Origin of the sequence: Enterobacter sp. KBR-315C3_2022, from assembly GCF_041399425.1 — a bacterium.
GTDB lineage: Bacteria > Pseudomonadota > Gammaproteobacteria > Enterobacterales > Enterobacteriaceae > Enterobacter.
Genome location: NZ_JBGKEB010000031.1, coordinates 1 through 21008, shown reverse-complemented (window position 1 = coordinate 21008; position 21008 = coordinate 1). Strand labels below are relative to the sequence as shown.

Below are 21008 nucleotides of genomic sequence, written 5' to 3'. Positions count from 1 at the left end.
TCTGGAGACTAGCAATGGGTCAGAAAGTACATCCTAATGGTATTCGCCTGGGTATTGTAAAACCATGGAACTCTACCTGGTTTGCGAACACCAAAGAATTCGCTGACAACCTGGACAGCGATTTTAAAGTACGTCAGTACCTGACTAAGGAACTGGCTAAAGCGTCTGTATCTCGTATCGTTATCGAGCGTCCAGCTAAGAGCATCCGTGTGACTATTCACACTGCTCGTCCTGGCATCGTTATCGGTAAGAAAGGCGAAGACGTAGAAAAACTGCGCAAGGTCGTAGCGGATATCGCTGGCGTTCCTGCACAGATCAATATCGCTGAAGTTCGTAAGCCTGAACTGGACGCTAAATTGGTTGCTGACAGCATCACTTCACAGCTGGAACGTCGCGTTATGTTCCGTCGTGCTATGAAGCGTGCTGTACAGAACGCAATGCGTCTGGGCGCTAAAGGTATCAAAGTTGAAGTTAGCGGCCGTCTGGGCGGCGCGGAAATCGCACGTACCGAATGGTACCGCGAAGGTCGCGTACCGCTGCACACTCTGCGTGCTGACATTGACTACAACACCTCTGAAGCGCACACCACTTACGGTGTAATCGGCGTTAAGGTATGGATCTTCAAAGGTGAGATCCTGGGTGGTATGGCTGCTGTTGAACAACCGGAAAAACCGGCTGCTCAACCTAAAAAGCAGCAGCGTAAAGGCCGTAAATAAGGAGCGTCGCTGATGTTACAACCAAAGCGTACAAAATTCCGTAAAGTGCACAAAGGCCGCAACCGTGGTCTGGCGCAGGGTACGGATGTTAGCTTCGGCACTTTCGGTCTGAAAGCTGTTGGCCGTGGTCGTCTGACTGCACGTCAGATCGAAGCAGCACGTCGTGCAATGACCCGTGCAGTTAAGCGTCAAGGTAAAATTTGGATCCGTGTATTCCCGGACAAACCAATTACCGAGAAGCCGCTGGAAGTTCGTATGGGTAAAGGTAAAGGTAACGTGGAGTACTGGGTTGCCTTGATTCAGCCGGGTAAAGTCCTGTATGAAATGGACGGTGTTCCGGAAGAGCTGGCCCGTGAAGCCTTCGGCCTGGCAGCAGCGAAACTGCCTATCAAAACCACCTTTGTAACTAAGACGGTGATGTAATGAAAGCAAAAGAGCTGCGTGAAAAAAGCGTTGAAGAGCTGAACGCTGAGCTGCTGAACCTGCTGCGTGAGCAGTTCAACCTGCGTATGCAGGCTGCAAGTGGCCAGCTGCAACAGACTCACCTGCTGAAGCAAGTGCGTCGCAATGTTGCACGCGTTAAGACTTTACTGACTCAGAAGGCGGGTGCGTAATGACCGATAAAATCCGTACTCTGCAAGGTCGTGTTGTTAGCGACAAAATGGAGAAATCCATTGTTGTAGCTATCGAACGTATTGTGAAACACCCGATCTACGGTAAATTCATCAAGCGTACGACCAAACTGCACGTACATGACGAGAACAACGAATGTGGTATCGGCGACAAGGTTGAAATCCGTGAATGCCGTCCACTGTCCAAGACTAAGTCCTGGACGCTGGTTCGCGTTGTAGAGAAAGCGGTTCTGTAATAGAGTACGCATTCTCAATACGAATAAACGGCTCAGCGATGAGCCGTTTATTTTTTCTACCCATATTGCAGAAGCGGTGTTATAATGCCGCGCCCTCGATATGGGGCTTTTTAACGGCTCTGATTTTAGAGTCTCAGGTAGTAGTTGACATTAGCGGAGCACTAAAATGATCCAAGAACAGACTATGCTGAACGTCGCCGACAACTCCGGTGCACGTCGCGTAATGTGTATCAAGGTTCTGGGTGGCTCGCACCGTCGCTACGCAGGCGTAGGCGACATCATCAAGATCACCATCAAGGAAGCAATTCCACGTGGTAAGGTCAAAAAAGGTGATGTGCTGAAGGCGGTAGTGGTGCGCACCAAGAAGGGTGTTCGTCGCCCTGACGGTTCTGTCATTCGCTTCGATGGTAATGCATGCGTTATTTTAAACAATAACAGCGAGCAGCCTATCGGCACGCGTATCTTTGGGCCGGTAACTCGTGAACTTCGTACTGAAAAGTTCATGAAAATTATCTCTCTGGCACCAGAAGTACTCTAAGGAGCGAATCATGGCAGCGAAAATCCGTCGTGATGACGAAGTTATCGTGTTAACCGGTAAAGATAAAGGTAAACGCGGTAAAGTAAAAAATGTTCTGTCTTCCGGCAAACTCGTCGTTGAAGGTATCAACCTGGTTAAGAAACATCAGAAGCCGGTTCCGGCCCTGAACCAACCAGGTGGCATCGTTGAAAAAGAAGCTGCTATTCAGGTTTCTAACGTTGCTCTCTTCAATGCGGCTACCGGCAAGGCTGACCGTGTAGGCTTTAGATTCGAAGACGGCAAAAAAGTCCGTTTCTTCAAATCTACAAGTGAAACTATCAAGTAATTTGGAGTAGTACGATGGCGAAACTGCATGATTACTACAAAGACGAAGTAGTTAACAAACTCATGACTGAGTTTAACTACAATTCTGTCATGCAAGTCCCTCGGGTCGAGAAGATCACCCTGAACATGGGTGTTGGTGAAGCGATCGCTGACAAGAAACTGCTGGATAACGCAGCAGCTGACCTGACAGCAATCTCCGGTCAAAAGCCGTTGATCACCAAAGCACGCAAATCAGTTGCAGGCTTCAAAATCCGTCAGGGCTATCCGATCGGCTGTAAAGTAACTCTGCGTGGCGAACGCATGTGGGAGTTCTTTGAGCGCCTGATCACTATTGCTGTTCCACGTATCCGTGACTTCCGTGGCTTGTCCGCTAAGTCTTTCGACGGTCGTGGTAACTACAGCATGGGTGTCCGTGAGCAGATCATCTTCCCAGAAATCGACTACGATAAAGTCGACCGCGTGCGTGGTTTGGATATTACCATTACCACTACTGCGAAATCTGACGAAGAAGGCCGTGCTCTGCTGGCTGCCTTTGACTTCCCGTTCCGCAAGTAAGGTAGGGTTACTGAATGGCTAAGCAATCAATGAAAGCACGCGAAGTAAAGCGCGTAGCTTTAGCTGATAAATTCTTCGCTAAACGCGCTGAACTGAAAGCGATCATTTCTGATGTGAACGCTTCCGACGAAGATCGTTGGAATGCGGTTCTCAAGCTGCAGTCTCTGCCGCGTGATTCCAGCCCGTCTCGTCAGCGTAACCGCTGTCGTCAAACAGGTCGTCCACATGGTTATGTGGGCAAGTTTGGGTTGAGCCGTATCAAACTGCGTGAAGCCGCCATGCGCGGTGAAGTACCAGGCTTGAAAAAGGCTAGCTGGTAATTACCAATTGAATCACGGGAGTAAAGACAGATGAGCATGCAAGATCCGATCGCGGATATGCTGACCCGTATCCGTAACGGTCAGGCCGCGAACAAAGTTGCGGTCACCATGCCTTCCGCCAAGCTGAAAGTGGCAATTGCCAACGTGCTGAAGGAAGAAGGTTTTATCGAAGATTTTAAAGTTGAAGGCGACACCAAGCCGGAACTGGAACTTACTCTCAAGTATTTCCAGGGTAAAGCTGTTGTAGAAAGCATTCAGCGTGTCAGCCGCCCAGGCCTGCGCATCTATAAGAAAAAAGATGAGCTGCCTAAAGTTATGGCTGGTCTGGGTATCGCAGTTGTTTCTACCTCTAAAGGTGTTATGACTGATCGTGCAGCGCGCCAAGCTGGTCTTGGTGGCGAAATTATCTGCTACGTAGCCTAATCGGAGGAAAGAATGTCTCGTGTTGCTAAAGCACCGGTCGTTATTCCTGCCGGCGTTGATGTAAAAATCGACGGTCAGGTTATTACGATCAAAGGTAAAAATGGCGAGCTGACTCGTACCCTCAACAAAGCTGTTGAAGTTAAACATGCAGACAATGCTCTGACCTTCGGTCCACGTGATGGTTTCGTGGATGGATGGGCTCAGGCTGGTACAGCGCGTGCCCTGCTGAACTCAATGGTTGTTGGTGTTACCGAAGGCTTCACTAAAAAGCTTCAGCTGGTTGGTGTAGGTTATCGTGCAGCGATCAAAGGGAATGCAGTAGGCCTGTCTCTGGGCTTCTCACACCCTGTTGAGCATCCGCTGCCGGCCGGTATCACTGCAGAATGTCCGACTCAGACAGAAATCGTGCTGAAAGGCGCTGATAAACAGCTGATCGGTCAGGTTGCAGCAGATCTGCGCGCCTACCGTCGTCCTGAGCCTTACAAAGGCAAGGGTGTTCGTTACGCCGACGAAGTCGTGCGTACCAAAGAGGCTAAGAAGAAGTAAGGTAACACTATGGATAAGAAATCTGCTCGTATCCGTCGTGCGACCCGCGCACGCCGCAAGCTCAAAGAGCTTGGTGCAACTCGCCTGGTGGTACATCGTACCCCGCGTCATATTTACGCACAGGTAATTGCACCGAACGGTTCTGAAGTTCTGGTAGCTGCTTCTACTGTAGAAAAAGCTATCTCAGAACAATTGAAGTACACCGGTAACAAAGACGCTGCTGCAGCTGTAGGTAAAGCTGTTGCTGAACGCGCTCTGGAAAAAGGCATCAGCAATGTATCCTTTGACCGTTCCGGGTTCCAATATCATGGTCGTGTCCAGGCACTGGCAGATGCTGCCCGTGAAGCTGGCCTTCAGTTCTAAGGTAGAGGTGTAAGATGGCTCACATCGAAAAACAGGCTGGCGAACTGCAGGAAAAGCTGATCGCGGTTAACCGCGTATCTAAAACCGTTAAAGGTGGTCGTATTTTCTCCTTCACAGCTCTGACTGTTGTTGGTGATGGTAATGGCCGCGTTGGTTTTGGTTACGGTAAAGCGCGTGAAGTTCCAGCAGCGATCCAGAAAGCGATGGAAAAAGCCCGTCGCAATATGATTAACGTCGCGCTGAACAACGGCACCCTGCAGCACCCAGTTAAAGGTGTTCACACGGGTTCTCGTGTATTCATGCAGCCAGCTTCAGAAGGTACCGGTATCATCGCCGGTGGTGCAATGCGCGCCGTTCTGGAAGTTGCTGGGGTTCATAACGTTCTGGCCAAAGCATACGGTTCCACCAACCCGATCAACGTGGTTCGTGCAACTATTGATGGCCTGGAAAATATGAATTCTCCAGAAATGGTCGCTGCCAAGCGTGGTAAATCCGTTGAAGAAATTCTGGGGTAATTGACCATGGCAAAGACTATTAAAATCACTCAAACCCGCAGTGCAATCGGTCGTCTGCCGAAACACAAGGCAACGCTGCTTGGCCTGGGTCTGCGTCGTATTGGTCATACCGTTGAGCGCGAGGATACTCCTGCTGTTCGTGGTATGGTCAACGCGGTTTACTTCATGGTTAAAGTTGAGGAGTAAGAGATGCGTTTAAATACTCTGTCTCCGGCCGAAGGCTCTAAAAAGGCGGGTAAACGCCTGGGTCGTGGTATCGGTTCTGGCCTCGGTAAAACCGGTGGTCGTGGTCACAAAGGTCAGAACTCTCGTTCTGGCGGTGGCGTACGTCGCGGTTTCGAGGGTGGTCAGATGCCACTGTACCGTCGTCTGCCGAAGTTCGGCTTCACCTCTCGCAAAGCAGCGATCACAGCGGAAATCCGTCTGTCTGACCTGGCGAAAGTTGAAGGCGGCGTTGTAGACCTGAACACGCTGAAAGCAGCAAACATTATCGGTATCCAGATCGAGTTCGCGAAAGTGATCCTGGCTGGTGAAGTTTCTACTCCGGTAACTGTTCGTGGCCTGCGTGTTACTAAAGGTGCTCGTGCTGCTATCGAAGCTGCTGGCGGTAAAATTGAGGAATAAGTAGCAGATGGCTAAGCAACCGGGATTAGATTTTCAAAGTGCCAAAGGTGGATTTGGCGAGCTGAAACGCAGACTGCTGTTTGTTATCGGCGCGCTGATTGTGTTCCGTGTTGGCTCTTTTATTCCGATCCCTGGTATCGATGCCGCTGTACTTGCCAAACTGCTTGAGCAACAGCGAGGCACCATCATTGAAATGTTTAACATGTTCTCTGGTGGTGCTCTCAGCCGTGCTTCTATCTTTGCTCTGGGTATTATGCCGTATATTTCGGCATCGATTATTATCCAGCTGCTGACGGTCGTTCATCCGGCCTTGGCAGAGTTGAAGAAAGAAGGGGAGTCTGGACGTCGTAAGATTAGTCAGTACACCCGTTACGGTACTCTGGTGCTGGCAATATTCCAGTCGATCGGTATTGCTACCGGTCTTCCGAATATGCCTGGTATGCAAGGTCTGGTATTAAACCCGGGCTTTGCGTTCTATTTCACCGCTGTTGTAAGTCTGGTCACAGGAACAATGTTCCTGATGTGGCTCGGCGAACAGATTACTGAGCGAGGTATCGGTAACGGTATCTCAATCATTATCTTCGCTGGTATCGTTGCGGGTCTCCCGCCGGCCATCGCCCATACTATCGAGCAAGCGCGTCAAGGCGACCTGCACTTCCTCCTGTTGCTGTTGGTTGCAGTATTAGTATTTGCAGTGACGTTCTTTGTTGTCTTTGTTGAACGTGGTCAACGCCGCATTGTGGTGAACTACGCCAAGCGTCAACAGGGTCGTCGTGTCTATGCTGCACAGAGCACACATTTACCGCTGAAAGTGAACATGGCGGGGGTTATCCCGGCTATCTTCGCTTCCAGTATTATTCTGTTCCCAGCGACCATCGCGTCATGGTTCGGGGGCGGGACTGGTTGGAACTGGCTGACAACAATTTCGCTGTATTTGCAGCCTGGGCAACCACTTTATGTGTTACTCTATGCGTCTGCGATCATCTTCTTCTGTTTCTTCTACACGGCGTTGGTCTTCAACCCGCGTGAAACAGCAGATAACCTGAAGAAGTCCGGTGCATTTGTACCAGGAATTCGTCCGGGAGAGCAAACGGCGAAGTATATCGATAAAGTAATGACTCGCCTGACTTTGGTCGGTGCGCTTTATATTACTTTTATCTGCCTGATCCCGGAGTTCATGCGTGATGCGATGAAGGTGCCGTTCTACTTCGGTGGAACCTCGCTGCTTATCGTTGTTGTCGTGATTATGGACTTTATGGCTCAAGTGCAAACTCTGATGATGTCTAGTCAGTATGAGTCTGCATTGAAGAAGGCGAACCTGAAAGGCTACGGCCGCTAATAGGTCGTCTGAGAAGTTACGGAGAGTAAAAATGAAAGTTCGTGCTTCCGTCAAGAAATTATGCCGTAACTGCAAAATCGTTAAGCGTGATGGTGTCATCCGTGTGATTTGCAGTGCCGAGCCGAAGCATAAACAGCGCCAAGGCTGATTATTTCGCATATTTTTCTTGCAAAGTTGGGTTGAGCTGGCTAGATTAGCCAGCCAATCTTTTGTATGTCTGTACGTTTCCATTTGAGTATCCTGAAAACGGGCTTTTCAGCATGGTGCGTACATATTAAATAGTAGGAGTGCATAGTGGCCCGTATAGCAGGCATTAACATTCCTGATCAGAAACATGCTGTGATCGCATTAACTTCGATCTACGGCGTCGGCAAGACCCGTTCTAAAGCCATTCTGGCTGCAGCGGGTATCGCTGAAGATGTTAAGATCAGTGAGCTGTCTGAAGAACAAATCGACACGCTGCGTGACGAAGTTGCCAAATTTGTCGTTGAAGGTGATCTGCGCCGTGAAATCAGCATGAGCATCAAGCGCCTGATGGATCTTGGTTGCTATCGCGGTTTGCGTCATCGTCGTGGTCTGCCAGTGCGCGGTCAGCGTACTAAGACCAACGCACGTACCCGTAAGGGTCCGCGCAAACCGATCAAGAAATAATCGGGGTGATTGAATAATGGCAAAGGCACCAGTTCGTGCACGTAAACGTGTAAGAAAACAAGTCTCTGACGGCGTGGCTCATATCCATGCTTCTTTCAACAACACCATCGTTACTATTACTGATCGTCAGGGTAACGCATTGGGTTGGGCAACAGCCGGTGGTTCCGGTTTCCGTGGTTCTCGCAAATCCACTCCGTTCGCAGCTCAGGTTGCAGCAGAGCGTTGCGCTGAAGCCGTAAAAGAATACGGCATCAAGAATCTGGAAGTTATGGTTAAAGGTCCGGGTCCGGGTCGTGAATCTACTGTTCGCGCTCTGAACGCCGCTGGTTTCCGCATCACTAATATTACTGATGTGACTCCGATCCCTCATAACGGTTGTCGTCCGCCGAAAAAACGTCGCGTATAACGCTCCGTTTTTTAGGTTAGTTGGAGATAGAAAATGGCAAGATATTTGGGTCCTAAGCTCAAGCTGAGCCGTCGTGAGGGCACCGACTTATTCCTTAAGTCTGGCGTTCGCGCGATCGATACCAAGTGTAAAATTGAACAAGCTCCTGGCCAGCACGGTGCGCGTAAACCGCGTCTGTCTGACTATGGTGTGCAGTTGCGTGAAAAGCAAAAAGTTCGCCGTATGTACGGTGTGCTGGAGCGTCAGTTCCGTAACTACTATAAAGAAGCAGCACGTCTGAAAGGCAACACAGGTGAAAACCTGCTGGCCCTGCTGGAAGGTCGTCTGGACAACGTTGTATACCGTATGGGCTTCGGCGCTACTCGTGCTGAATCACGCCAGTTGGTTAGCCACAAAGCAATCATGGTAAACGGTCGTGTTGTTAACATCGCTTCTTATCAGGTTAAAGCGAATGACGTTGTTAGCATTCGTGAGAAAGCGAAAAAGCAATCTCGCGTGAAAGCCGCTCTGGAGCTGGCTGAGCAGCGTGAAAAGCCAACCTGGCTGGAAGTTGATGCTGGCAAGATGGAAGGTACGTTCAAGCGTCAGCCGGAACGTTCTGATCTGTCTGCGGACATTAACGAACACCTGATCGTCGAGCTTTACTCCAAGTAAAGCTTAGTACCAAAGAGAGGACACAATGCAGGGTTCTGTGACAGAGTTTCTAAAACCGCGCCTGGTAGATATCGAGCAAGTGAGTTCGACGCACGCCAAGGTGACCCTTGAGCCTTTAGAGCGTGGCTTTGGCCATACTCTGGGTAACGCACTGCGCCGTATTCTGCTCTCATCGATGCCGGGTTGCGCGGTGACCGAGGTTGAGATTGATGGTGTACTTCATGAGTACAGCACCAAAGAAGGCGTTCAGGAAGATATCCTTGAAATCCTGCTCAACCTGAAAGGGCTGGCGGTGAGAGTTCAGGGTAAAGATGAAGTTATTCTTACTCTGAATAAATCTGGCATTGGCCCTGTGACTGCAGCCGACATCACCCACGACGGTGATGTTGAAATCGTCAAGCCGCAGCACGTGATCTGCCACCTGACCGATGAAAACGCAGCTATTAGCATGCGTATCAAAGTTCAGCGCGGTCGTGGTTATGTGCCGGCTTCTGCCCGAATTCATTCGGAAGAAGATGAGCGCCCAATCGGCCGTCTGCTGGTCGACGCATGCTATAGCCCTGTAGAGCGTATTGCCTACAATGTTGAAGCAGCGCGTGTAGAACAGCGTACCGACCTGGACAAGCTGGTCATCGAAATGGAAACCAACGGCACAATCGATCCTGAAGAGGCGATTCGTCGTGCGGCAACCATCCTGGCAGAACAACTGGAAGCTTTCGTTGACTTACGTGATGTACGTCAGCCGGAAGTGAAAGAAGAGAAACCAGAATTCGATCCGATCCTGCTGCGCCCTGTTGACGATCTCGAGTTGACTGTCCGCTCTGCTAACTGCCTCAAGGCAGAAGCTATCCACTATATCGGTGATCTGGTACAGCGTACCGAGGTTGAGTTGCTGAAAACGCCAAACCTGGGTAAAAAATCTCTTACCGAGATTAAAGACGTGCTGGCTTCACGTGGTCTATCTCTGGGCATGCGCTTGGAAAACTGGCCACCGGCAAGCATTGCTGACGAGTAACCGGATCACAGGTTAAGGTTTTACTGAGAAGGATAAGGTCATGCGCCATCGTAAGAGTGGTCGTCAACTGAACCGCAACAGCAGCCATCGCCAGGCTATGTTCCGCAACATGGCAGGTTCACTGGTTCGTCATGAAATCATCAAGACGACCCTGCCTAAAGCGAAAGAGCTGCGTCGCGTAGTTGAGCCGCTGATTACTCTTGCCAAGACTGACAGCGTTGCTAATCGTCGTCTGGCATTCGCCCGTACTCGTGATAACGAGATCGTGGCAAAACTGTTTAACGAACTGGGCCCGCGTTTTGCGAGCCGTGCCGGTGGTTACACTCGTATTCTTAAGTGTGGCTTCCGTGCAGGCGACAACGCTCCGATGGCTTACATCGAGCTGGTTGATCGTTCAGAATCTAAAGCAGAAGCTGCTGCAGAGTAATCTGCAGTAACGTAAAAAAACCCGCTTCGGCGGGTTTTTTTATACCCGTAGTATCCTCACACCTCTACAATGTTTGTATCTTTTCTGCACATTCCTGGAGCGCACCATGTGGCTGCTAGACCAGTGGGCGGAGCGTCATATCGTCGATGCCCAAAATAGAGGAGAATTAGATAACCTACGTGGTCGCGGTGAGCCGTTAGTGCTGGATGACGATTCGCACATACCAGCTGATTTGCGCGCAGGTTATCGCCTGCTCAAAAATGCGGGTTGTTTACCGCCAGAGCTTGAACTGCGCAGAGAGGCTGTTGGGTTGGCCGATTTAATTAAAGGGATTCAAAAAGACGATCCCCGGTATGTTGAAATCAGTCGCCAGCTGAAGCTTATTGAGCTCAATCTTCGACAAGCAGGAATGAGCACTGATTTTTTACACGGCGAATATAGTGAAAAATCAATGCAGAGAATAAACGAGGAATAGTTATGTATCGTATCGGTGAACTTGCAAAGCTCGCTAACGTTACGCCGGATACCATCCGTTATTACGAAAAACAGCAGATGATCGATCATGAGCTCCGAACTGAAGGCGGGTTCCGGCTTTATACCGATAACGATCTACAGCGCCTGCGGTTTATCCGATATGCGCGACAGCTGGGCTTCACGCTTGAATCGATCCGGGAACTATTGTCGATCCGTATCGATCCTCAACACCATACCTGTCAGGAGTCTAAAAGCATTGTCCAGGCCAGGCTTGATGAAGTTGAAGAGCGCATTCAGGAACTGCAGACTATGCAGCGGTCACTGCGAAGATTAAATGATGCATGCTGCGGCACTGCCCATAGCAGTATTTATTGTTCTATTCTTGAAGCCCTTGAACAGGGCGCAAGCGGCGAATCTCAGGGCCGTTGATTTTTAGCCTGCTCAGGTCTAGACTGCCGTCGATATCAATCATACTCAGGAGAAATTATGAGCCGCTATCAGCATACGAAGGGGCAAATCAAAGATAACGCAATTGAGGCTCTTCTACATGACCCGCTTTTCAGGCAACGTGTCGAGAAGAATAAAAAGGGGAAAGGAAGTTTTTTACGAAAAGACAAGCATGCAAAACGGAGTAACTGGGAGGGCAGTGGCAAGCAAGCGAATCGCTTATTTACCACTGCCCTTCCTGTTTTTAGCGTCTGATTAAGGGCGGCTGTTTTGCTCTTTTAACAGGTCGCGGATTTCACTCAGCAATACTTCTTCTTTCGTTGGTGCAGGTGCCGCCGCGGGTTCTTCCTTTTTACGGTTAAGCTTGTTGATAAGCTTGATAGCCATAAAAATAGCGAACGCTACGATGACAAAATCAAATACGTTTTGAATGAAAACACCGTAGTGCATCACGACAGCCGGAATATCCCCCTGGGCTTCCCGAAGCGTGACGGCAAACTGTTTAAAATCAATGCCCCCAATTAACAGACCCAGCGGTGGCATAATAATGTCTGCGACCAAAGATGAAACGATCTTACCGAACGCTGCACCAATAATGACACCCACCGCCAAATCCACCACATTCCCGCGCATCGCAAATTCGCGAAATTCTTTAATAATGCTCATTTTGTTCTCCTTGTGCCAGCTGACGATTATAAGTTTAACAAATGATTAGCTAATTTCCATCGAGGATAAATAATCGTTATGGAAATAATAGGCATGATTATGAGAGGGTTAATATTCAGGTGCTCTGGAATGAGCACCTGCTTCCTACAGGAAGAACGGACTAGGCTGGAATAAACGTTCTACGTCGGTGATAAATTTTTTGTCAGTAAGGAACATGATGACGTGGTCGCCTTGCTCAATTCGTAAATTATCATTGGCAATCATGACATCATTTCCGCGGACAACCGCCCCGATAATAGTGCCCGGCGGCAGTTTAATCTCATCAATAGAACGCCCCACGACGCGTGAGGTGGTTTCATCACCGTGTGCCACCGCTTCAATGGCTTCTGCAACGCCGCGGCGAAGTGATGAAACGCCAACGATATCCGCTTTACGGACGTGGCTAAGCAGGGCCGAAATCGTTGCCTGCTGCGGTGAAATGGCAATATCAATTACGCTGCCCTGAACCAAGTCAACATAAGCCTTGCGCTGGATAAGCACCATGACCTTTTTTGCCCCCATACGTTTGGCGAGCATGGCGGACATAATATTCGCTTCATCATCGTTGGTGACGGCAATGAAGAGATCAACTTGATCGATATGCTCTTCAGCAAGCAGCTCTTGATCCGATGCGTCACCGTAAAAGACGATCGTATTCTGCAGTTTTTCAGCGAGCTCGGCAGCGCGCTGTTGATCGCGTTCGATCAGCTTCACGCTGTAGTCTTTCTCAAGACGATGTGCTAGCCCCGCCCCGATGTTCCCCCCGCCGACCAGCATGATGCGCTTATACGGCTTTTCGAGGCGCTGAAGTTCGCTCATTACCGCGCGAATGTGTTGAGACGCTGCGATAAAGAAGACTTCGTCCCCGGCCTCTACAATCGTCGAGCCTTGCGGGCGAATCGGGCGGTCGTGACGGAAAATGGCGGCGACGCGCGTATCGATATGCGGCATGTGCTCGCGCATCGTAGACAGTGCGTTGCCGATCAATGGGCCGCCGTAATAGGCTTTCACGACGGCCAGGCTTACTTTACCTTCAGCAAAGTTAACGACCTGCAAAGCGCCCGGGTATTCGATCAGGCGGTAAATGTTGTCGATAACCAGCTGCTCAGGGGCGATAAGGTGGTCGATAGGAACCGCTTCGGAATTAAACAGTTTTTCAGCGTCCCGGACATAATCCGGTGAGCGAATGCGCGCAATCCTGTTTGGCGTATTAAAAAGCGAGTAGGCCACCTGACACGCCACCATGTTGGTCTCATCTGAACTGGTTACCGCGACCAGCATATCGGCATCGTCGGCACCGGCTTCACGCAGCACGCGCGGATGTGAGCCGTGTCCTTGCACCACGCGAAGGTCAAATTTGTCCTGCAATACGCGTAGACGATCGCCATTGGTGTCAACAATCGTGATGTCGTTGTTTTCACCAACAAGGTTTTCTGCCAGCGTACCGCCAACCTGCCCTGCGCCCAGAATGATAATTTTCATATCTCGTGACCTGTTCTCAACATCGCTCTTTGATTAGCTTAGCGTAAAAGAAACCATCACCCTCTTCAGCGCCAGGCAGGTTTTGCTTGCCGGGACGTTCTGGCGTACCCGTGCCCTGCAGTGAAGCATCAGGAGTGCGTTTGAGGAAAGCCGCAATTTGCTGGCTGTTCTCTTCGGGCAGGACCGAGCAGGTTGCATAGACCAGCGTACCGCCCGATTTCAAATGGGGCCATATGGCGTCCAGGATCTCAGATTGCAGCTGGGCAAGTTCTTTAATGTCGCGATCGCGGCGGAGCCACTTTATGTCAGGATGACGGCGAATCACGCCGGTTGCGGAACAAGGGGCATCCAGTAAGATCCGATCGAACTTAGCCTCACCGCACCATTCTGCAGGCGTACGGCCATCGCCTTGCTTGACCTGCGCTTTCATTCCCAGACGTTTGAGGTTGTCGTAAACGCGCGACAGGCGCTGCTCGTCAACATCTACCGCCATGACGTCAGCCTGCGGAGCGACTTCAAGAATATGCGTTGTTTTACCGCCAGGGGCAGCACAAAGGTCGAGGATGTGCTCACCGTTTTTGGGCTCAAGCCAGGTCATGCACCCTTGAGCCGAGGCGTCCTGTACGGTTACCCAGCCTTCATCGAAGCCAGGCAAAGCGTGTACGGGAGCAGGAGACGCTAAACGCACTGCATCAGGATAGTCGGCATGCGTGAACCCATTCATTCCTGCTTCTTCCAGCAGAGCCAGCCATTCCTCACGAGAATGATGGTTGCGGTTGACGCGTAGCCACATCGGCGGGCGCTGATTGTTGGCATCCGCAATCTCCTGCCACTGCTGAGGATAAGCTTTTTTCAAACGGTTAAGCAGCCAGTCCGGGTGCAGGAAGCGTTTTTCGCTTTGAGAGAATTCTTCCAGAAGTTCTTCCTGCTGACGCTGGAACTGGCGCAGAACGCCGTTGATCAGACCTTTGAGCTGAGGGCGTTTAATAACAACGGCACCTTCAACGGTTTCTGCCAATGCAGCATGCGCAGGTATGCGCGTGTGGAGAAGTTGATAAAAACCGACCATGATCAGGTAATGCACGGTGCGCTGTTTGCCCGTCATGGGGCGTGACATAAGCTTAGCAATTAGCCACTCAAGCTGGGAAAGGGTGCGCAGCACGCCGAAGCACAGCTCCTGCAGCAGCGCTTTATCTTTCTCGGACACTTTTTGCTGCAGCGGAGGCAGGACATTGCTCAACGACTGGCCTTGCTCAACCACTTTTTCAACGGCCTGCGCCGCCAGACTGCGTAGATTTTGTTTTTTCATAACCGTAAAAATAAAAATGCCCGGAACACCGGGCGTTAGGAAGTCATTTACTCAGGCAAGAAGATTACCAGGAATGAACCATTCGCGACGGGAATTGAGTAAATCCTGAGCGCTCATCGCTTTCTTACCCGAAGGCTGAAGTGACTCAAGGTTCAAAATACCGTCCACGGTGGCAACCTGAATGCCTTGCTTGTTTGCATCGATGATAGTGCCCGGTGCGGCCGTGACTGTTTTGTCGATGACCGAGGCTTTCCAGATTTTGACCGGCTGGTCATCTATCATCATCCAGCTCATTGGCCACGGATTAAATGCGCGAATGCAGCGCTCAAGCTGAGCCGCAGGAAGCGACCAGTCAATTTGAGCCTCTTCTTTGCTCAGCTTTTCGGCATAGGTCACCAGCGATTCGTCCTGAACTTCAGGCGTGGCCGTGTTATCAGCGAGTTGTTGCAATGTATCTATCAGACCCTTTGGCCCGAGGGCTGCCAGCTTGTCGTACAGAGTGGCACTGGTATCTTCAGCCGTAATTGGACAGGCCAATTTATAAAGCATGTCACCCGTATCTAAGCCTACATCCATCTTCATAATCGTGACGCCGGTTTCATCATCGCCAGCCCACAGGGAACGCTGAATGGGCGCCGCACCGCGCCAGCGCGGGAGCAGGGAACCATGTACGTTAACGCAGCCCAGGCGCGGCATTTCAAGCACCGCTTTTGGCAGAATTAAGCCGTAAGCCACCACCACCATGACGTCAGCATTAAGCTCGGCAACCAGCTGCTGATTTTCCTGAGGGCGCAACGAGGCTGGCTGAAAAACGGGTAATCCGTGTTCTTCCGCCAACACTTTTACCGGGCTTGGCATCAGCTTCTTACCGCGGCCCGCCGGGCGATCCGGTTGGGTGAATACGCCTACGACCTGATGTCCAGAAGAGAGCAGCGCATCAAGATGACGCGCTGCAAAATCAGGAGTTCCTGCGAAGATTATGCGTAGTGTTTTAGACACGTTATTCCTTGTATCCAGGGGGGCGTTATGCGCGGGAACGCATACGATCCAGTTTTTCTACTTTCTGACGAATACGCTGCTGTTTCAAAGGAGACAGGTAATCGATAAACAGTTTACCGACCAGGTGATCCATCTCGTGCTGAATGCAAATTGCCAGCAGATCGTCTGCTTCAAGTTCGAACGGATTACCGTCACGATCCAGAGCACGAATTTTCACTTTTTCAGCTCGCGGGACTAACGCGCGCTGTTCCGGAATGGACAGGCAACCTTCCTCAATACCCGTTTCACCGCTTTTCTCAAGCAGCTCAGGGTTGATCAGCACCAGTCGGCCATCGCGATTCTCAGAAACGTCGATCACGATGATGCGCTTGTGAATGTCGACCTGAGTTGCCGCGAGGCCAATACCTTCTTCGGCGTACATGGTATCGAACATATCATCTACGATACGCTGAATTTCTGCATTCACTTCTTTAACCGGTTCAGCGACGATGCGAAGGCGCTCGTCCGGAATATGTAACACTTGCAAAACTGCCATAAATTTCCAGAGTCGTGTTCAGGAGTTGATAAGAATATTATCTCTATTCTAGACAAATCCCCCCTCGATTGACAGCATCAGTGACCAATCGCAAAGATTGCTGAGGCTGCTTATGGCAGGGAAAAGGATGACGTCAACAGAGATATGGCTGCGGCTTATTAACATAGGTTCGCTATGCGGTGATGAGATGCTAACGGCGGTACAAATGCTGCTTAGCAAAGGCATAATTGACGTTGCCACCGTAAGAGAGGCGGGACTGTCAGCCGCACAAGCGAGGAAATTCTTCGCGCCAGACGAGAGCATGCTTGAGCGCAGTCTGAAATGGCTCGAACAGCCGGGGCACCATCTGCTGACTGCCAGCGATCCGCTTTATCCACCCCTGCTGCGTGCAATTCCCGATTACCCCGGAGCGCTGTTCGTGAAAGGGAACATCGATGTGCTCAACAGCCTTCAACTGGCGGTCGTGGGCAGTCGCGCTCCCTCATGGTATGGCCAGCGCTGGGGAAAAATCCTGTGTGAAGCGCTCTCGCAGTGTGGGTTTACCATTACCAGCGGGCTTGCCTGCGGTATTGACGGTGTAGCCCACCACGCGGCGCTTTCGGCGAATGGGCGCAGCGTGGCGGTGTTAGGCAATGGACTTTTTAGCGTTTATCCGCGTCGCCATCATAATCTGGCAGAGCAACTCGTCGAGTCAGGCGGAGCGTTAGTGTCTGAGTTTTCACTGTCAGCGCAGCCCTGGCCGGGCAATTTTCCGCGTCGCAACCGTATCATCAGCGGGCTAAGCCAGGGCGTATTGGTTGTAGAGGCGGCAATACGCAGCGGCTCCCTCGTCACGGCTCGTTGTGCCCTGGAGCAGGGACGTGAGATCTTCGCGCTTCCCGGCCCGATAGGAAATCCTGGCTGTGAAGGTCCTCACTGGCTAATAAAACAAGGCGCAACGCCAGTGACCTGCGCCGGTGATATTCTGGAAAATTTGCAGCAAGTCTTGCAGTGGCTGCAGGAACAACCTGAAAAGCGACATTATTCATCAGAACAGGGTAGGGCAGCATTGCCATTTCCCAAGCTCCTGGCTAACGTAGGAGATGAGGTAACACCTGTTGACGTTGTCGCTGAACGTGCCGGCCAACCTGTGCCAGTAACGGTAGCACAGCTACTCGAACTGGAGTTAGCAGGGTGGATCGCAGCTGTACCCGGCGGCTATGTCCGATTAAGGAGGGCAAGCCATGTTCGACGTACTGATGTATTTGTTTGAGACTTACATCCATAACGAAGCAGAAATGCGAGTGGATCAGGACAAATTGACACGGGATCTTACCGATGCGGGATTCGAGCGGGAAGATATTTATAATGCGTTGATGTGGCTGGAGAAGTTGGCTGATTATCAGGAAGGCCTTGCCGAACCGATGCAGTTAGCTTCCGATCCGCTGTCAGTACGCATTTACACCGCCGAAGAGTGTGAAAGGCTGGATGCGAGCTGCCGGGGATTTGTTTTATTCCTCGAGCAGATTCAGGTGCTAAACCTCGAAACGAGAGAGATGGTGATAGAGCGCGTCATGGCGCTGGATACGGCAGAATTTGAACTGGAAGACCTCAAGTGGGTCATCCTTATGGTTCTGTTCAATATTCCTGGCTGCGAAAATGCCTATCAGCAAATGGAAGAATTACTCTTTGAAGTGAATGAAGGTATGCTGCATTAATTCAATGTGCAGCACCAAGAGTTGTTATGGCCAAATCAGCACTATTCACGGTGCATAAAAATGAGCCCTGCCCACAGTGTGGGGCTGAACTTGTTATTCGGTCCGGGAAACACGGTCCGTTTCTCGGGTGTTCACAGTATCCGGAATGTGACTATGTCCGTCCTCTGAAAAGCCAGGCGGACGGACATATCGTTAAGATTCTGGAGGGACAGCCTTGCCCACTATGCGGTGGTGAGCTTGCCCTGCGACAGGGGCGTTACGGGATGTTTATTGGCTGCAGCCACTATCCCGAGTGTGAACATACGGAACAAATCGATAAGCCTGATGAAACGGCGATTGCCTGTCCTCAATGTCAGAGTGGTCAACTGGTTCAACGCCGCTCTCGTTTTGGTAAGACTTTCCATTCCTGCGACCGTTATCCTGAATGTCAGTTCGTTATCAATTTCAAACCCGTAACGGGCGTCTGCCCTCATTGCAATTACCCGCTACTTATAGAAAAGAAAACCGCGCAAGGTATGAAACGCTTCTGCGCCAATAAACAATGTGGAAAGCCGATTTCGGCGGATCAAAACAGTGAATAAAACCCTGCAAGCAGGCTCTGTCGCACATGCCGTGGCCGTCCTGAAAAAAGAAGAAGTCATCGCCTATCCAACAGAGGCCGTCTTTGGCGTCGGTTGCGATCCTGACAGCGAGCTGGCCGTAAGCCGCCTGCTCGCTCTCAAAAAAAGACCCGTCGAGAAAGGGCTTATACTGATTGCGGCTAATTATGAGCAGCTTAAGCCTTATATCGATGATTCCATGCTTACACCGGCGCAGCGGGAGACTATTTTCTCTGCGTGGCCAGGACCCGTCACCTTTGTTTTTCCGGCGAAGCCTTCGACGCCACGCTGGTTGACCGGTCGCTTTGACTCGCTTGCGGTTCGCGTAACGGATCATCCGCTGGTGGTGGAGCTGTGTCTGGCGTTTGGCAAACCGCTGGTCTCGACCAGCGCGAATTTAACCGGGTTACCGCCTTGCCGGACAACGGAAGACGTGCTGGCGCAGTTTGGCGAAGATTTCCCGGTAGCGGCTGGTGAAACCGGTGGCCGCCAGAATCCGTCGGAAATCCGCGACGCTTTGACCGGCGAACGTTTTCGCCAGGGGTAATATTTATGGAAACCTACGCTGTTTTTGGTAATCCAATCGCGCATAGCAAGTCGCCGTTTATCCATCAGCAGTTTGCTGCCCAGCTCCAGATAGGTCATCCCTATGGTCGCGTTCTCGCACCCGTTGATGCGTTTGTACCGACACTCAATGCTTTTTTTGATGCTGGGGGTAAAGGTGCGAATGTGACGGTGCCTTTTAAGGAGGCCGCTTTCGAACGTGCAGATGAGCTTACCGAGCGGGCGTCTCTTGCCGGCGCGGTAAATACCCTAAAGCGTCTTGAGGATGGGCGCCTTCTGGGTGATAACACGGATGGAATTGGTTTACTGAGCGATCTTGAGCGACTGTCGTTTATTAAACCCGGCTTTCGGGTTTTGCTGATTGGCGCAGGCGGGGCATCAAGAGGCGTGCTGCTTCCGCTGCTTTCACTCGATTGCGCGGTGACAATTACCAACAGAACGTTTTCCAAAGCTGAAGATTTTGCTGCGTTGTTTGCACATACCGGTAGCGTGAGCGCGATAGCGCTTGACGATCTTGTCGATCGTGAATTTGATCTTGTCATCAATGCCACCTCAAGCGGCATTGCTGGAGAAGTCCCTGCGATCCCTGCTTCGCTTGTAAGCAGTCATATCTATTTCTATGACATGTTTTATCAGAAGGGTAAAACGCCTTTCCTGACCTGGTGTGAACAACACGGTGCAAAACATTTGGCCGATGGTCTGGGTATGCTGGTGGGCCAGGCGGCTCATGCGGTGCTGCTCTGGCACGGCGTGCTGCCTGAAGTTGAACCGGTGATCGAAAAACTCAAGCAGGAATTAACGGCGTGAATCAGGCGATCCACTTTCCTGACAGAGAAGCCTGGGATGATGCCAGGCAAGCGGTCTGTTTCCCGGTGCTGGTACATGGAATGCAGCTAACGTGTGCGGTTGCTGGAGAAACGCTGCTGAGTCGGTTTGGCGGCGTAAATCCGTTAGACGTGTTTTGCGATAATCGCTGGGATCTGGAAGAAGAAGCCAGCGATTTAATCCGCGACGGGCAGGAAGACGATCAGGGCTGGATCTGGTTATCCTGAGCCAGATACTCATCTTTCCATCGTACATAATTGTTCGCGGAATATTTCAACCCTTCGAGCTCTGCCTCTTTTAAGGGGCGGATCTGTTTAACCGGACTACCTAAATAGAGATAACCGCTTTCGAGTCGTTTGTTCTGTGGGACAAGACTGCCCGCGCCGATCATTACGTCATCCTCTATTATTGCGCCATCCAGCAAAATTGACCCCATCCCCACAAGAACCCGGTTACCTATCGTGCAGCCGTGGAGCATCACTTTATGGCCAACGGTGACATCATCTCCAATAACGAGTGGGTTTCCCTGAGGATTGTATGAGGATTTATGCGTCACATGCAGAACGCTGCCGTCCTGAACGTTGGTCCGCGCGCCGATGGAGACATGATTGACGTCTCCCCTGATTGCAACCAGTGGCCAGATACTCACGTCATCGGCCATACTGACATCGCCGATAACGACGCTGCTGGCGTCGATCATCACGCGATCGCCTGTTTGGGGGAACAGATCTTTATAAGGACGTAATACTGCAGACATATCTACCTCGATAAATGAGCGCTATAAGAGAAGACTTTGATCGTATTGTTGGATCGAGGCAAGGTAAAACGCCTCAATATTTAAGCAAATCGGATGGGATTTCGGCGAAAAGCGCGGAAATTCAGCAGTCAGCAAAAAAGATCTAAAAAAGACTTGTGCTCAAAAATGGGATCCCTATAATGCGCCTCCATCGACACGGCAGATGTGAATCACTTCACAGACAACCCGGTCGGTTGAAGAGAAAAAATCCTGAAATAACGGGTTGACTCTGAAAGAGGAAAGCGTATTATACGCCACCTCGCAACGGTGAGCGAAAGCCGCGTTGCACTGC

Annotated in this window: 36 protein-coding genes; 30 read left to right on the top strand and 6 right to left on the bottom strand. The window is 50.9% G+C overall.

Annotation, left to right across the window (positions count from 1 at the left end):
- The first annotated feature begins 14 nt into the window (after positions 1-14).
- From rpsC to AB8804_RS21200, 24 genes are all read left to right on the top strand, one after another.
- The gene (gene rpsC / locus AB8804_RS21315; RefSeq protein WP_000529945.1) at positions 15-716 is read left to right on the top strand and encodes a 30S ribosomal protein S3; all 702 of its coding nucleotides are present in this window, start codon (positions 15-17) and stop codon (positions 714-716) included.
- A gap of 12 nt (positions 717-728) precedes the next feature.
- Entirely contained in the window at positions 729-1139 is a 411-nt protein-coding gene (rplP, locus tag AB8804_RS21310) for a 50S ribosomal protein L16 (RefSeq protein WP_002919759.1), read from the top strand.
- Positions 1139-1330 carry a 50S ribosomal protein L29 gene (gene rpmC / locus AB8804_RS21305; protein WP_003863282.1) on the top strand — a complete coding sequence of 64 codons (192 nt, stop codon included), beginning with the start codon at positions 1139-1141 and terminating at the stop codon, positions 1328-1330. The genes rplP and rpmC overlap by 1 nt, the downstream gene beginning before the upstream one ends.
- Positions 1330-1584 (top strand): 30S ribosomal protein S17, encoded by a 255-nt coding sequence (rpsQ, locus tag AB8804_RS21300; protein WP_008503489.1) that lies wholly within the window; start codon positions 1330-1332, stop codon positions 1582-1584. The genes rpmC and rpsQ overlap by 1 nt, the downstream gene beginning before the upstream one ends.
- Before the next feature lie 166 nt (positions 1585-1750).
- Positions 1751-2122, top strand: coding sequence for a 50S ribosomal protein L14 (rplN, locus tag AB8804_RS21295; protein WP_002919748.1), 372 nt, complete (start codon positions 1751-1753; stop codon positions 2120-2122).
- Between the two features lie 10 nt (positions 2123-2132).
- Entirely contained in the window at positions 2133-2447 is a 315-nt protein-coding gene (rplX, locus tag AB8804_RS21290) for a 50S ribosomal protein L24 (RefSeq protein WP_006178919.1), read from the top strand.
- A gap of 14 nt (positions 2448-2461) precedes the next feature.
- Positions 2462-3001: a 50S ribosomal protein L5 gene (gene rplE, locus AB8804_RS21285; RefSeq protein ID WP_001096206.1), complete on the top strand. Its 540-nt coding sequence runs from the start codon at positions 2462-2464 to the stop codon at positions 2999-3001.
- Between the two features lie 14 nt (positions 3002-3015).
- Positions 3016-3321, top strand: coding sequence for a 30S ribosomal protein S14 (rpsN, locus tag AB8804_RS21280; protein WP_003863291.1), 306 nt, complete (start codon positions 3016-3018; stop codon positions 3319-3321).
- Between the two features lie 30 nt (positions 3322-3351).
- The gene (gene rpsH / locus AB8804_RS21275) at positions 3352-3744 is read left to right on the top strand and encodes a 30S ribosomal protein S8 (protein ID WP_006178918.1); all 393 of its coding nucleotides are present in this window, start codon (positions 3352-3354) and stop codon (positions 3742-3744) included.
- 12 nt (positions 3745-3756) lie between these two features.
- Positions 3757-4290, top strand: coding sequence for a 50S ribosomal protein L6 (gene rplF / locus AB8804_RS21270; protein ID WP_003863296.1), 534 nt, complete (start codon positions 3757-3759; stop codon positions 4288-4290).
- A gap of 9 nt (positions 4291-4299) precedes the next feature.
- Positions 4300-4653, top strand: a complete 354-nt coding sequence (rplR, locus tag AB8804_RS21265; RefSeq protein WP_003863297.1) for a 50S ribosomal protein L18 — start codon at positions 4300-4302, stop codon at positions 4651-4653.
- Positions 4654-4667: 14 nt separating this feature from the next.
- Positions 4668-5168: a 30S ribosomal protein S5 gene (gene rpsE, locus AB8804_RS21260; RefSeq protein ID WP_003863299.1), complete on the top strand. Its 501-nt coding sequence runs from the start codon at positions 4668-4670 to the stop codon at positions 5166-5168.
- A gap of 6 nt (positions 5169-5174) precedes the next feature.
- Positions 5175-5354 (top strand): 50S ribosomal protein L30, encoded by a 180-nt coding sequence (gene rpmD, locus AB8804_RS21255; RefSeq protein WP_003863301.1) that lies wholly within the window; start codon positions 5175-5177, stop codon positions 5352-5354.
- A 3-nt stretch (positions 5355-5357) separates the two neighbouring features.
- Positions 5358-5792 (top strand): 50S ribosomal protein L15, encoded by a 435-nt coding sequence (gene rplO, locus AB8804_RS21250; RefSeq protein WP_003863304.1) that lies wholly within the window; start codon positions 5358-5360, stop codon positions 5790-5792.
- Between the two features lie 7 nt (positions 5793-5799).
- Positions 5800-7131, top strand: coding sequence for a preprotein translocase subunit SecY (gene secY / locus AB8804_RS21245; RefSeq protein ID WP_014171896.1), 1332 nt, complete (start codon positions 5800-5802; stop codon positions 7129-7131).
- Between the two features lie 31 nt (positions 7132-7162).
- A complete protein-coding gene (rpmJ, locus tag AB8804_RS21240) occupies positions 7163-7279 on the top strand; it encodes a 50S ribosomal protein L36 (protein ID WP_000868187.1) in 117 nt (38 codons plus the stop codon).
- Between the two features lie 146 nt (positions 7280-7425).
- The gene (rpsM, locus tag AB8804_RS21235; protein WP_003863308.1) at positions 7426-7782 is read left to right on the top strand and encodes a 30S ribosomal protein S13; all 357 of its coding nucleotides are present in this window, start codon (positions 7426-7428) and stop codon (positions 7780-7782) included.
- 16 nt (positions 7783-7798) lie between these two features.
- Positions 7799-8188: a 30S ribosomal protein S11 gene (gene rpsK / locus AB8804_RS21230; protein ID WP_003863312.1), complete on the top strand. Its 390-nt coding sequence runs from the start codon at positions 7799-7801 to the stop codon at positions 8186-8188.
- A 33-nt stretch (positions 8189-8221) separates the two neighbouring features.
- Positions 8222-8842: a 30S ribosomal protein S4 gene (gene rpsD / locus AB8804_RS21225; protein WP_004868345.1), complete on the top strand. Its 621-nt coding sequence runs from the start codon at positions 8222-8224 to the stop codon at positions 8840-8842.
- A gap of 25 nt (positions 8843-8867) precedes the next feature.
- Positions 8868-9857, top strand: a complete 990-nt coding sequence (gene rpoA / locus AB8804_RS21220; RefSeq protein ID WP_002919219.1) for a DNA-directed RNA polymerase subunit alpha — start codon at positions 8868-8870, stop codon at positions 9855-9857.
- Between the two features lie 40 nt (positions 9858-9897).
- The gene (gene rplQ, locus AB8804_RS21215; protein ID WP_001216372.1) at positions 9898-10284 is read left to right on the top strand and encodes a 50S ribosomal protein L17; all 387 of its coding nucleotides are present in this window, start codon (positions 9898-9900) and stop codon (positions 10282-10284) included.
- Positions 10285-10390: 106 nt separating this feature from the next.
- On the top strand, positions 10391-10759 hold the full coding sequence (locus AB8804_RS21210) for a DUF1992 domain-containing protein (protein WP_371189919.1): 369 nt from the start codon (positions 10391-10393) through the stop codon (positions 10757-10759).
- A gap of 2 nt (positions 10760-10761) precedes the next feature.
- Positions 10762-11187, top strand: coding sequence for a Zn(2+)-responsive transcriptional regulator (gene zntR, locus AB8804_RS21205; RefSeq protein WP_371189918.1), 426 nt, complete (start codon positions 10762-10764; stop codon positions 11185-11187).
- A 57-nt stretch (positions 11188-11244) separates the two neighbouring features.
- Positions 11245-11460 (top strand): alternative ribosome-rescue factor A, encoded by a 216-nt coding sequence (locus AB8804_RS21200; protein WP_371189917.1) that lies wholly within the window; start codon positions 11245-11247, stop codon positions 11458-11460.
- Here the strand turns inward: AB8804_RS21200 and mscL are convergent, their stop codons facing one another.
- The 5 genes from mscL to def form a co-directional block, all read right to left on the bottom strand.
- The gene (mscL, locus tag AB8804_RS21195; protein WP_371189915.1) at positions 11461-11871 is read right to left on the bottom strand and encodes a large-conductance mechanosensitive channel protein MscL; all 411 of its coding nucleotides are present in this window, start codon (positions 11869-11871) and stop codon (positions 11461-11463) included.
- Between the two features lie 144 nt (positions 11872-12015).
- Positions 12016-13392 carry a Trk system potassium transporter TrkA gene (trkA, locus tag AB8804_RS21190; protein WP_008503482.1) on the bottom strand — a complete coding sequence of 459 codons (1377 nt, stop codon included), beginning with the start codon at positions 13390-13392 and terminating at the stop codon, positions 12016-12018.
- A 16-nt stretch (positions 13393-13408) separates the two neighbouring features.
- A complete protein-coding gene (gene rsmB / locus AB8804_RS21185; RefSeq protein ID WP_371189914.1) occupies positions 13409-14701 on the bottom strand; it encodes a 16S rRNA (cytosine(967)-C(5))-methyltransferase RsmB in 1293 nt (430 codons plus the stop codon).
- A 51-nt stretch (positions 14702-14752) separates the two neighbouring features.
- Complete coding sequence (gene fmt / locus AB8804_RS21180; RefSeq protein WP_371189913.1) at positions 14753-15700, bottom strand: methionyl-tRNA formyltransferase; 948 nt, start codon at positions 15698-15700, stop codon at positions 14753-14755.
- Between the two features lie 25 nt (positions 15701-15725).
- Positions 15726-16235 (bottom strand): peptide deformylase, encoded by a 510-nt coding sequence (gene def, locus AB8804_RS21175; RefSeq protein ID WP_028018484.1) that lies wholly within the window; start codon positions 16233-16235, stop codon positions 15726-15728.
- A 127-nt stretch (positions 16236-16362) separates the two neighbouring features.
- Here def and dprA point away from each other — a divergent pair, with 127 nt between their 5' ends.
- From dprA to AB8804_RS21145, 6 genes are read left to right on the top strand one after another with little or no spacing between them, the layout of a single operon-like run.
- Positions 16363-17487 (top strand): DNA-protecting protein DprA, encoded by a 1125-nt coding sequence (dprA, locus tag AB8804_RS21170; protein WP_371189912.1) that lies wholly within the window; start codon positions 16363-16365, stop codon positions 17485-17487.
- A complete protein-coding gene (gene smg, locus AB8804_RS21165) occupies positions 17459-17932 on the top strand; it encodes a DUF494 family protein Smg (RefSeq protein WP_119938520.1) in 474 nt (157 codons plus the stop codon). Before dprA ends, smg begins: the two co-directional genes overlap by 29 nt.
- Before the next feature lie 26 nt (positions 17933-17958).
- On the top strand, positions 17959-18513 hold the full coding sequence (locus AB8804_RS21160; protein WP_371189911.1) for a topoisomerase DNA-binding C4 zinc finger domain-containing protein: 555 nt from the start codon (positions 17959-17961) through the stop codon (positions 18511-18513).
- Positions 18506-19078 (top strand): L-threonylcarbamoyladenylate synthase type 1 TsaC, encoded by a 573-nt coding sequence (gene tsaC / locus AB8804_RS21155; protein ID WP_371189910.1) that lies wholly within the window; start codon positions 18506-18508, stop codon positions 19076-19078. Before AB8804_RS21160 ends, tsaC begins: the two co-directional genes overlap by 8 nt.
- A 5-nt stretch (positions 19079-19083) precedes the next feature.
- A complete protein-coding gene (gene aroE / locus AB8804_RS21150) occupies positions 19084-19902 on the top strand; it encodes a shikimate dehydrogenase (protein ID WP_371189909.1) in 819 nt (272 codons plus the stop codon).
- On the top strand, positions 19899-20147 hold the full coding sequence (locus AB8804_RS21145) for a DUF1488 domain-containing protein (protein WP_371189908.1): 249 nt from the start codon (positions 19899-19901) through the stop codon (positions 20145-20147). Before aroE ends, AB8804_RS21145 begins: the two co-directional genes overlap by 4 nt.
- On the opposite strand, the gene AB8804_RS21140 is transcribed toward AB8804_RS21145, so the two are convergent.
- Positions 20123-20677: a gamma carbonic anhydrase family protein gene (locus AB8804_RS21140; RefSeq protein WP_371189907.1), complete on the bottom strand. Its 555-nt coding sequence runs from the start codon at positions 20675-20677 to the stop codon at positions 20123-20125. The two genes, AB8804_RS21145 and AB8804_RS21140, sit on opposite strands and share 25 nt — an antisense overlap.
- Positions 20678-21008 lie beyond the last annotated feature (331 nt).

Coding starts and splice junctions, on each gene's coding strand:
- rplN (WP_002919748.1), top strand. CDS start 1,751: ATGATCCAAGAACAGACTATGCTGAACGTCGCCGACAACTCCGGTGCA.
- rpsC (WP_000529945.1), top strand. CDS start 15: ATGGGTCAGAAAGTACATCCTAATGGTATTCGCCTGGGTATTGTAAAA.
- rpsK (WP_003863312.1), top strand. CDS start 7,799: ATGGCAAAGGCACCAGTTCGTGCACGTAAACGTGTAAGAAAACAAGTC.
- rpsD (WP_004868345.1), top strand. CDS start 8,222: ATGGCAAGATATTTGGGTCCTAAGCTCAAGCTGAGCCGTCGTGAGGGC.
- rpoA (WP_002919219.1), top strand. CDS start 8,868: ATGCAGGGTTCTGTGACAGAGTTTCTAAAACCGCGCCTGGTAGATATC.
- rpmD (WP_003863301.1), top strand. CDS start 5,175: ATGGCAAAGACTATTAAAATCACTCAAACCCGCAGTGCAATCGGTCGT.
- rplQ (WP_001216372.1), top strand. CDS start 9,898: ATGCGCCATCGTAAGAGTGGTCGTCAACTGAACCGCAACAGCAGCCAT.
- zntR (WP_371189918.1), top strand. CDS start 10,762: ATGTATCGTATCGGTGAACTTGCAAAGCTCGCTAACGTTACGCCGGAT.
- trkA (WP_008503482.1), bottom strand. CDS start 13,392: ATGAAAATTATCATTCTGGGCGCAGGGCAGGTTGGCGGTACGCTGGCA.
- rpmJ (WP_000868187.1), top strand. CDS start 7,163: ATGAAAGTTCGTGCTTCCGTCAAGAAATTATGCCGTAACTGCAAAATC.
- rpsQ (WP_008503489.1), top strand. CDS start 1,330: ATGACCGATAAAATCCGTACTCTGCAAGGTCGTGTTGTTAGCGACAAA.
- rpsH (WP_006178918.1), top strand. CDS start 3,352: ATGAGCATGCAAGATCCGATCGCGGATATGCTGACCCGTATCCGTAAC.
- rplR (WP_003863297.1), top strand. CDS start 4,300: ATGGATAAGAAATCTGCTCGTATCCGTCGTGCGACCCGCGCACGCCGC.
- rpmC (WP_003863282.1), top strand. CDS start 1,139: ATGAAAGCAAAAGAGCTGCGTGAAAAAAGCGTTGAAGAGCTGAACGCT.
- rplP (WP_002919759.1), top strand. CDS start 729: ATGTTACAACCAAAGCGTACAAAATTCCGTAAAGTGCACAAAGGCCGC.
- rsmB (WP_371189914.1), bottom strand. CDS start 14,701: ATGAAAAAACAAAATCTACGCAGTCTGGCGGCGCAGGCCGTTGAAAAA.
- rplO (WP_003863304.1), top strand. CDS start 5,358: ATGCGTTTAAATACTCTGTCTCCGGCCGAAGGCTCTAAAAAGGCGGGT.
- AB8804_RS21200 (WP_371189917.1), top strand. CDS start 11,245: ATGAGCCGCTATCAGCATACGAAGGGGCAAATCAAAGATAACGCAATT.
- AB8804_RS21140 (WP_371189907.1), bottom strand. CDS start 20,677: ATGTCTGCAGTATTACGTCCTTATAAAGATCTGTTCCCCCAAACAGGC.
- rplX (WP_006178919.1), top strand. CDS start 2,133: ATGGCAGCGAAAATCCGTCGTGATGACGAAGTTATCGTGTTAACCGGT.
- secY (WP_014171896.1), top strand. CDS start 5,800: ATGGCTAAGCAACCGGGATTAGATTTTCAAAGTGCCAAAGGTGGATTT.
- rpsE (WP_003863299.1), top strand. CDS start 4,668: ATGGCTCACATCGAAAAACAGGCTGGCGAACTGCAGGAAAAGCTGATC.
- aroE (WP_371189909.1), top strand. CDS start 19,084: ATGGAAACCTACGCTGTTTTTGGTAATCCAATCGCGCATAGCAAGTCG.
- rpsN (WP_003863291.1), top strand. CDS start 3,016: ATGGCTAAGCAATCAATGAAAGCACGCGAAGTAAAGCGCGTAGCTTTA.
- def (WP_028018484.1), bottom strand. CDS start 16,235: ATGGCAGTTTTGCAAGTGTTACATATTCCGGACGAGCGCCTTCGCATC.
- rplF (WP_003863296.1), top strand. CDS start 3,757: ATGTCTCGTGTTGCTAAAGCACCGGTCGTTATTCCTGCCGGCGTTGAT.
- dprA (WP_371189912.1), top strand. CDS start 16,363: ATGACGTCAACAGAGATATGGCTGCGGCTTATTAACATAGGTTCGCTA.
- rplE (WP_001096206.1), top strand. CDS start 2,462: ATGGCGAAACTGCATGATTACTACAAAGACGAAGTAGTTAACAAACTC.
- AB8804_RS21210 (WP_371189919.1), top strand. CDS start 10,391: ATGTGGCTGCTAGACCAGTGGGCGGAGCGTCATATCGTCGATGCCCAA.
- smg (WP_119938520.1), top strand. CDS start 17,459: ATGTTCGACGTACTGATGTATTTGTTTGAGACTTACATCCATAACGAA.
- mscL (WP_371189915.1), bottom strand. CDS start 11,871: ATGAGCATTATTAAAGAATTTCGCGAATTTGCGATGCGCGGGAATGTG.
- AB8804_RS21160 (WP_371189911.1), top strand. CDS start 17,959: ATGGCCAAATCAGCACTATTCACGGTGCATAAAAATGAGCCCTGCCCA.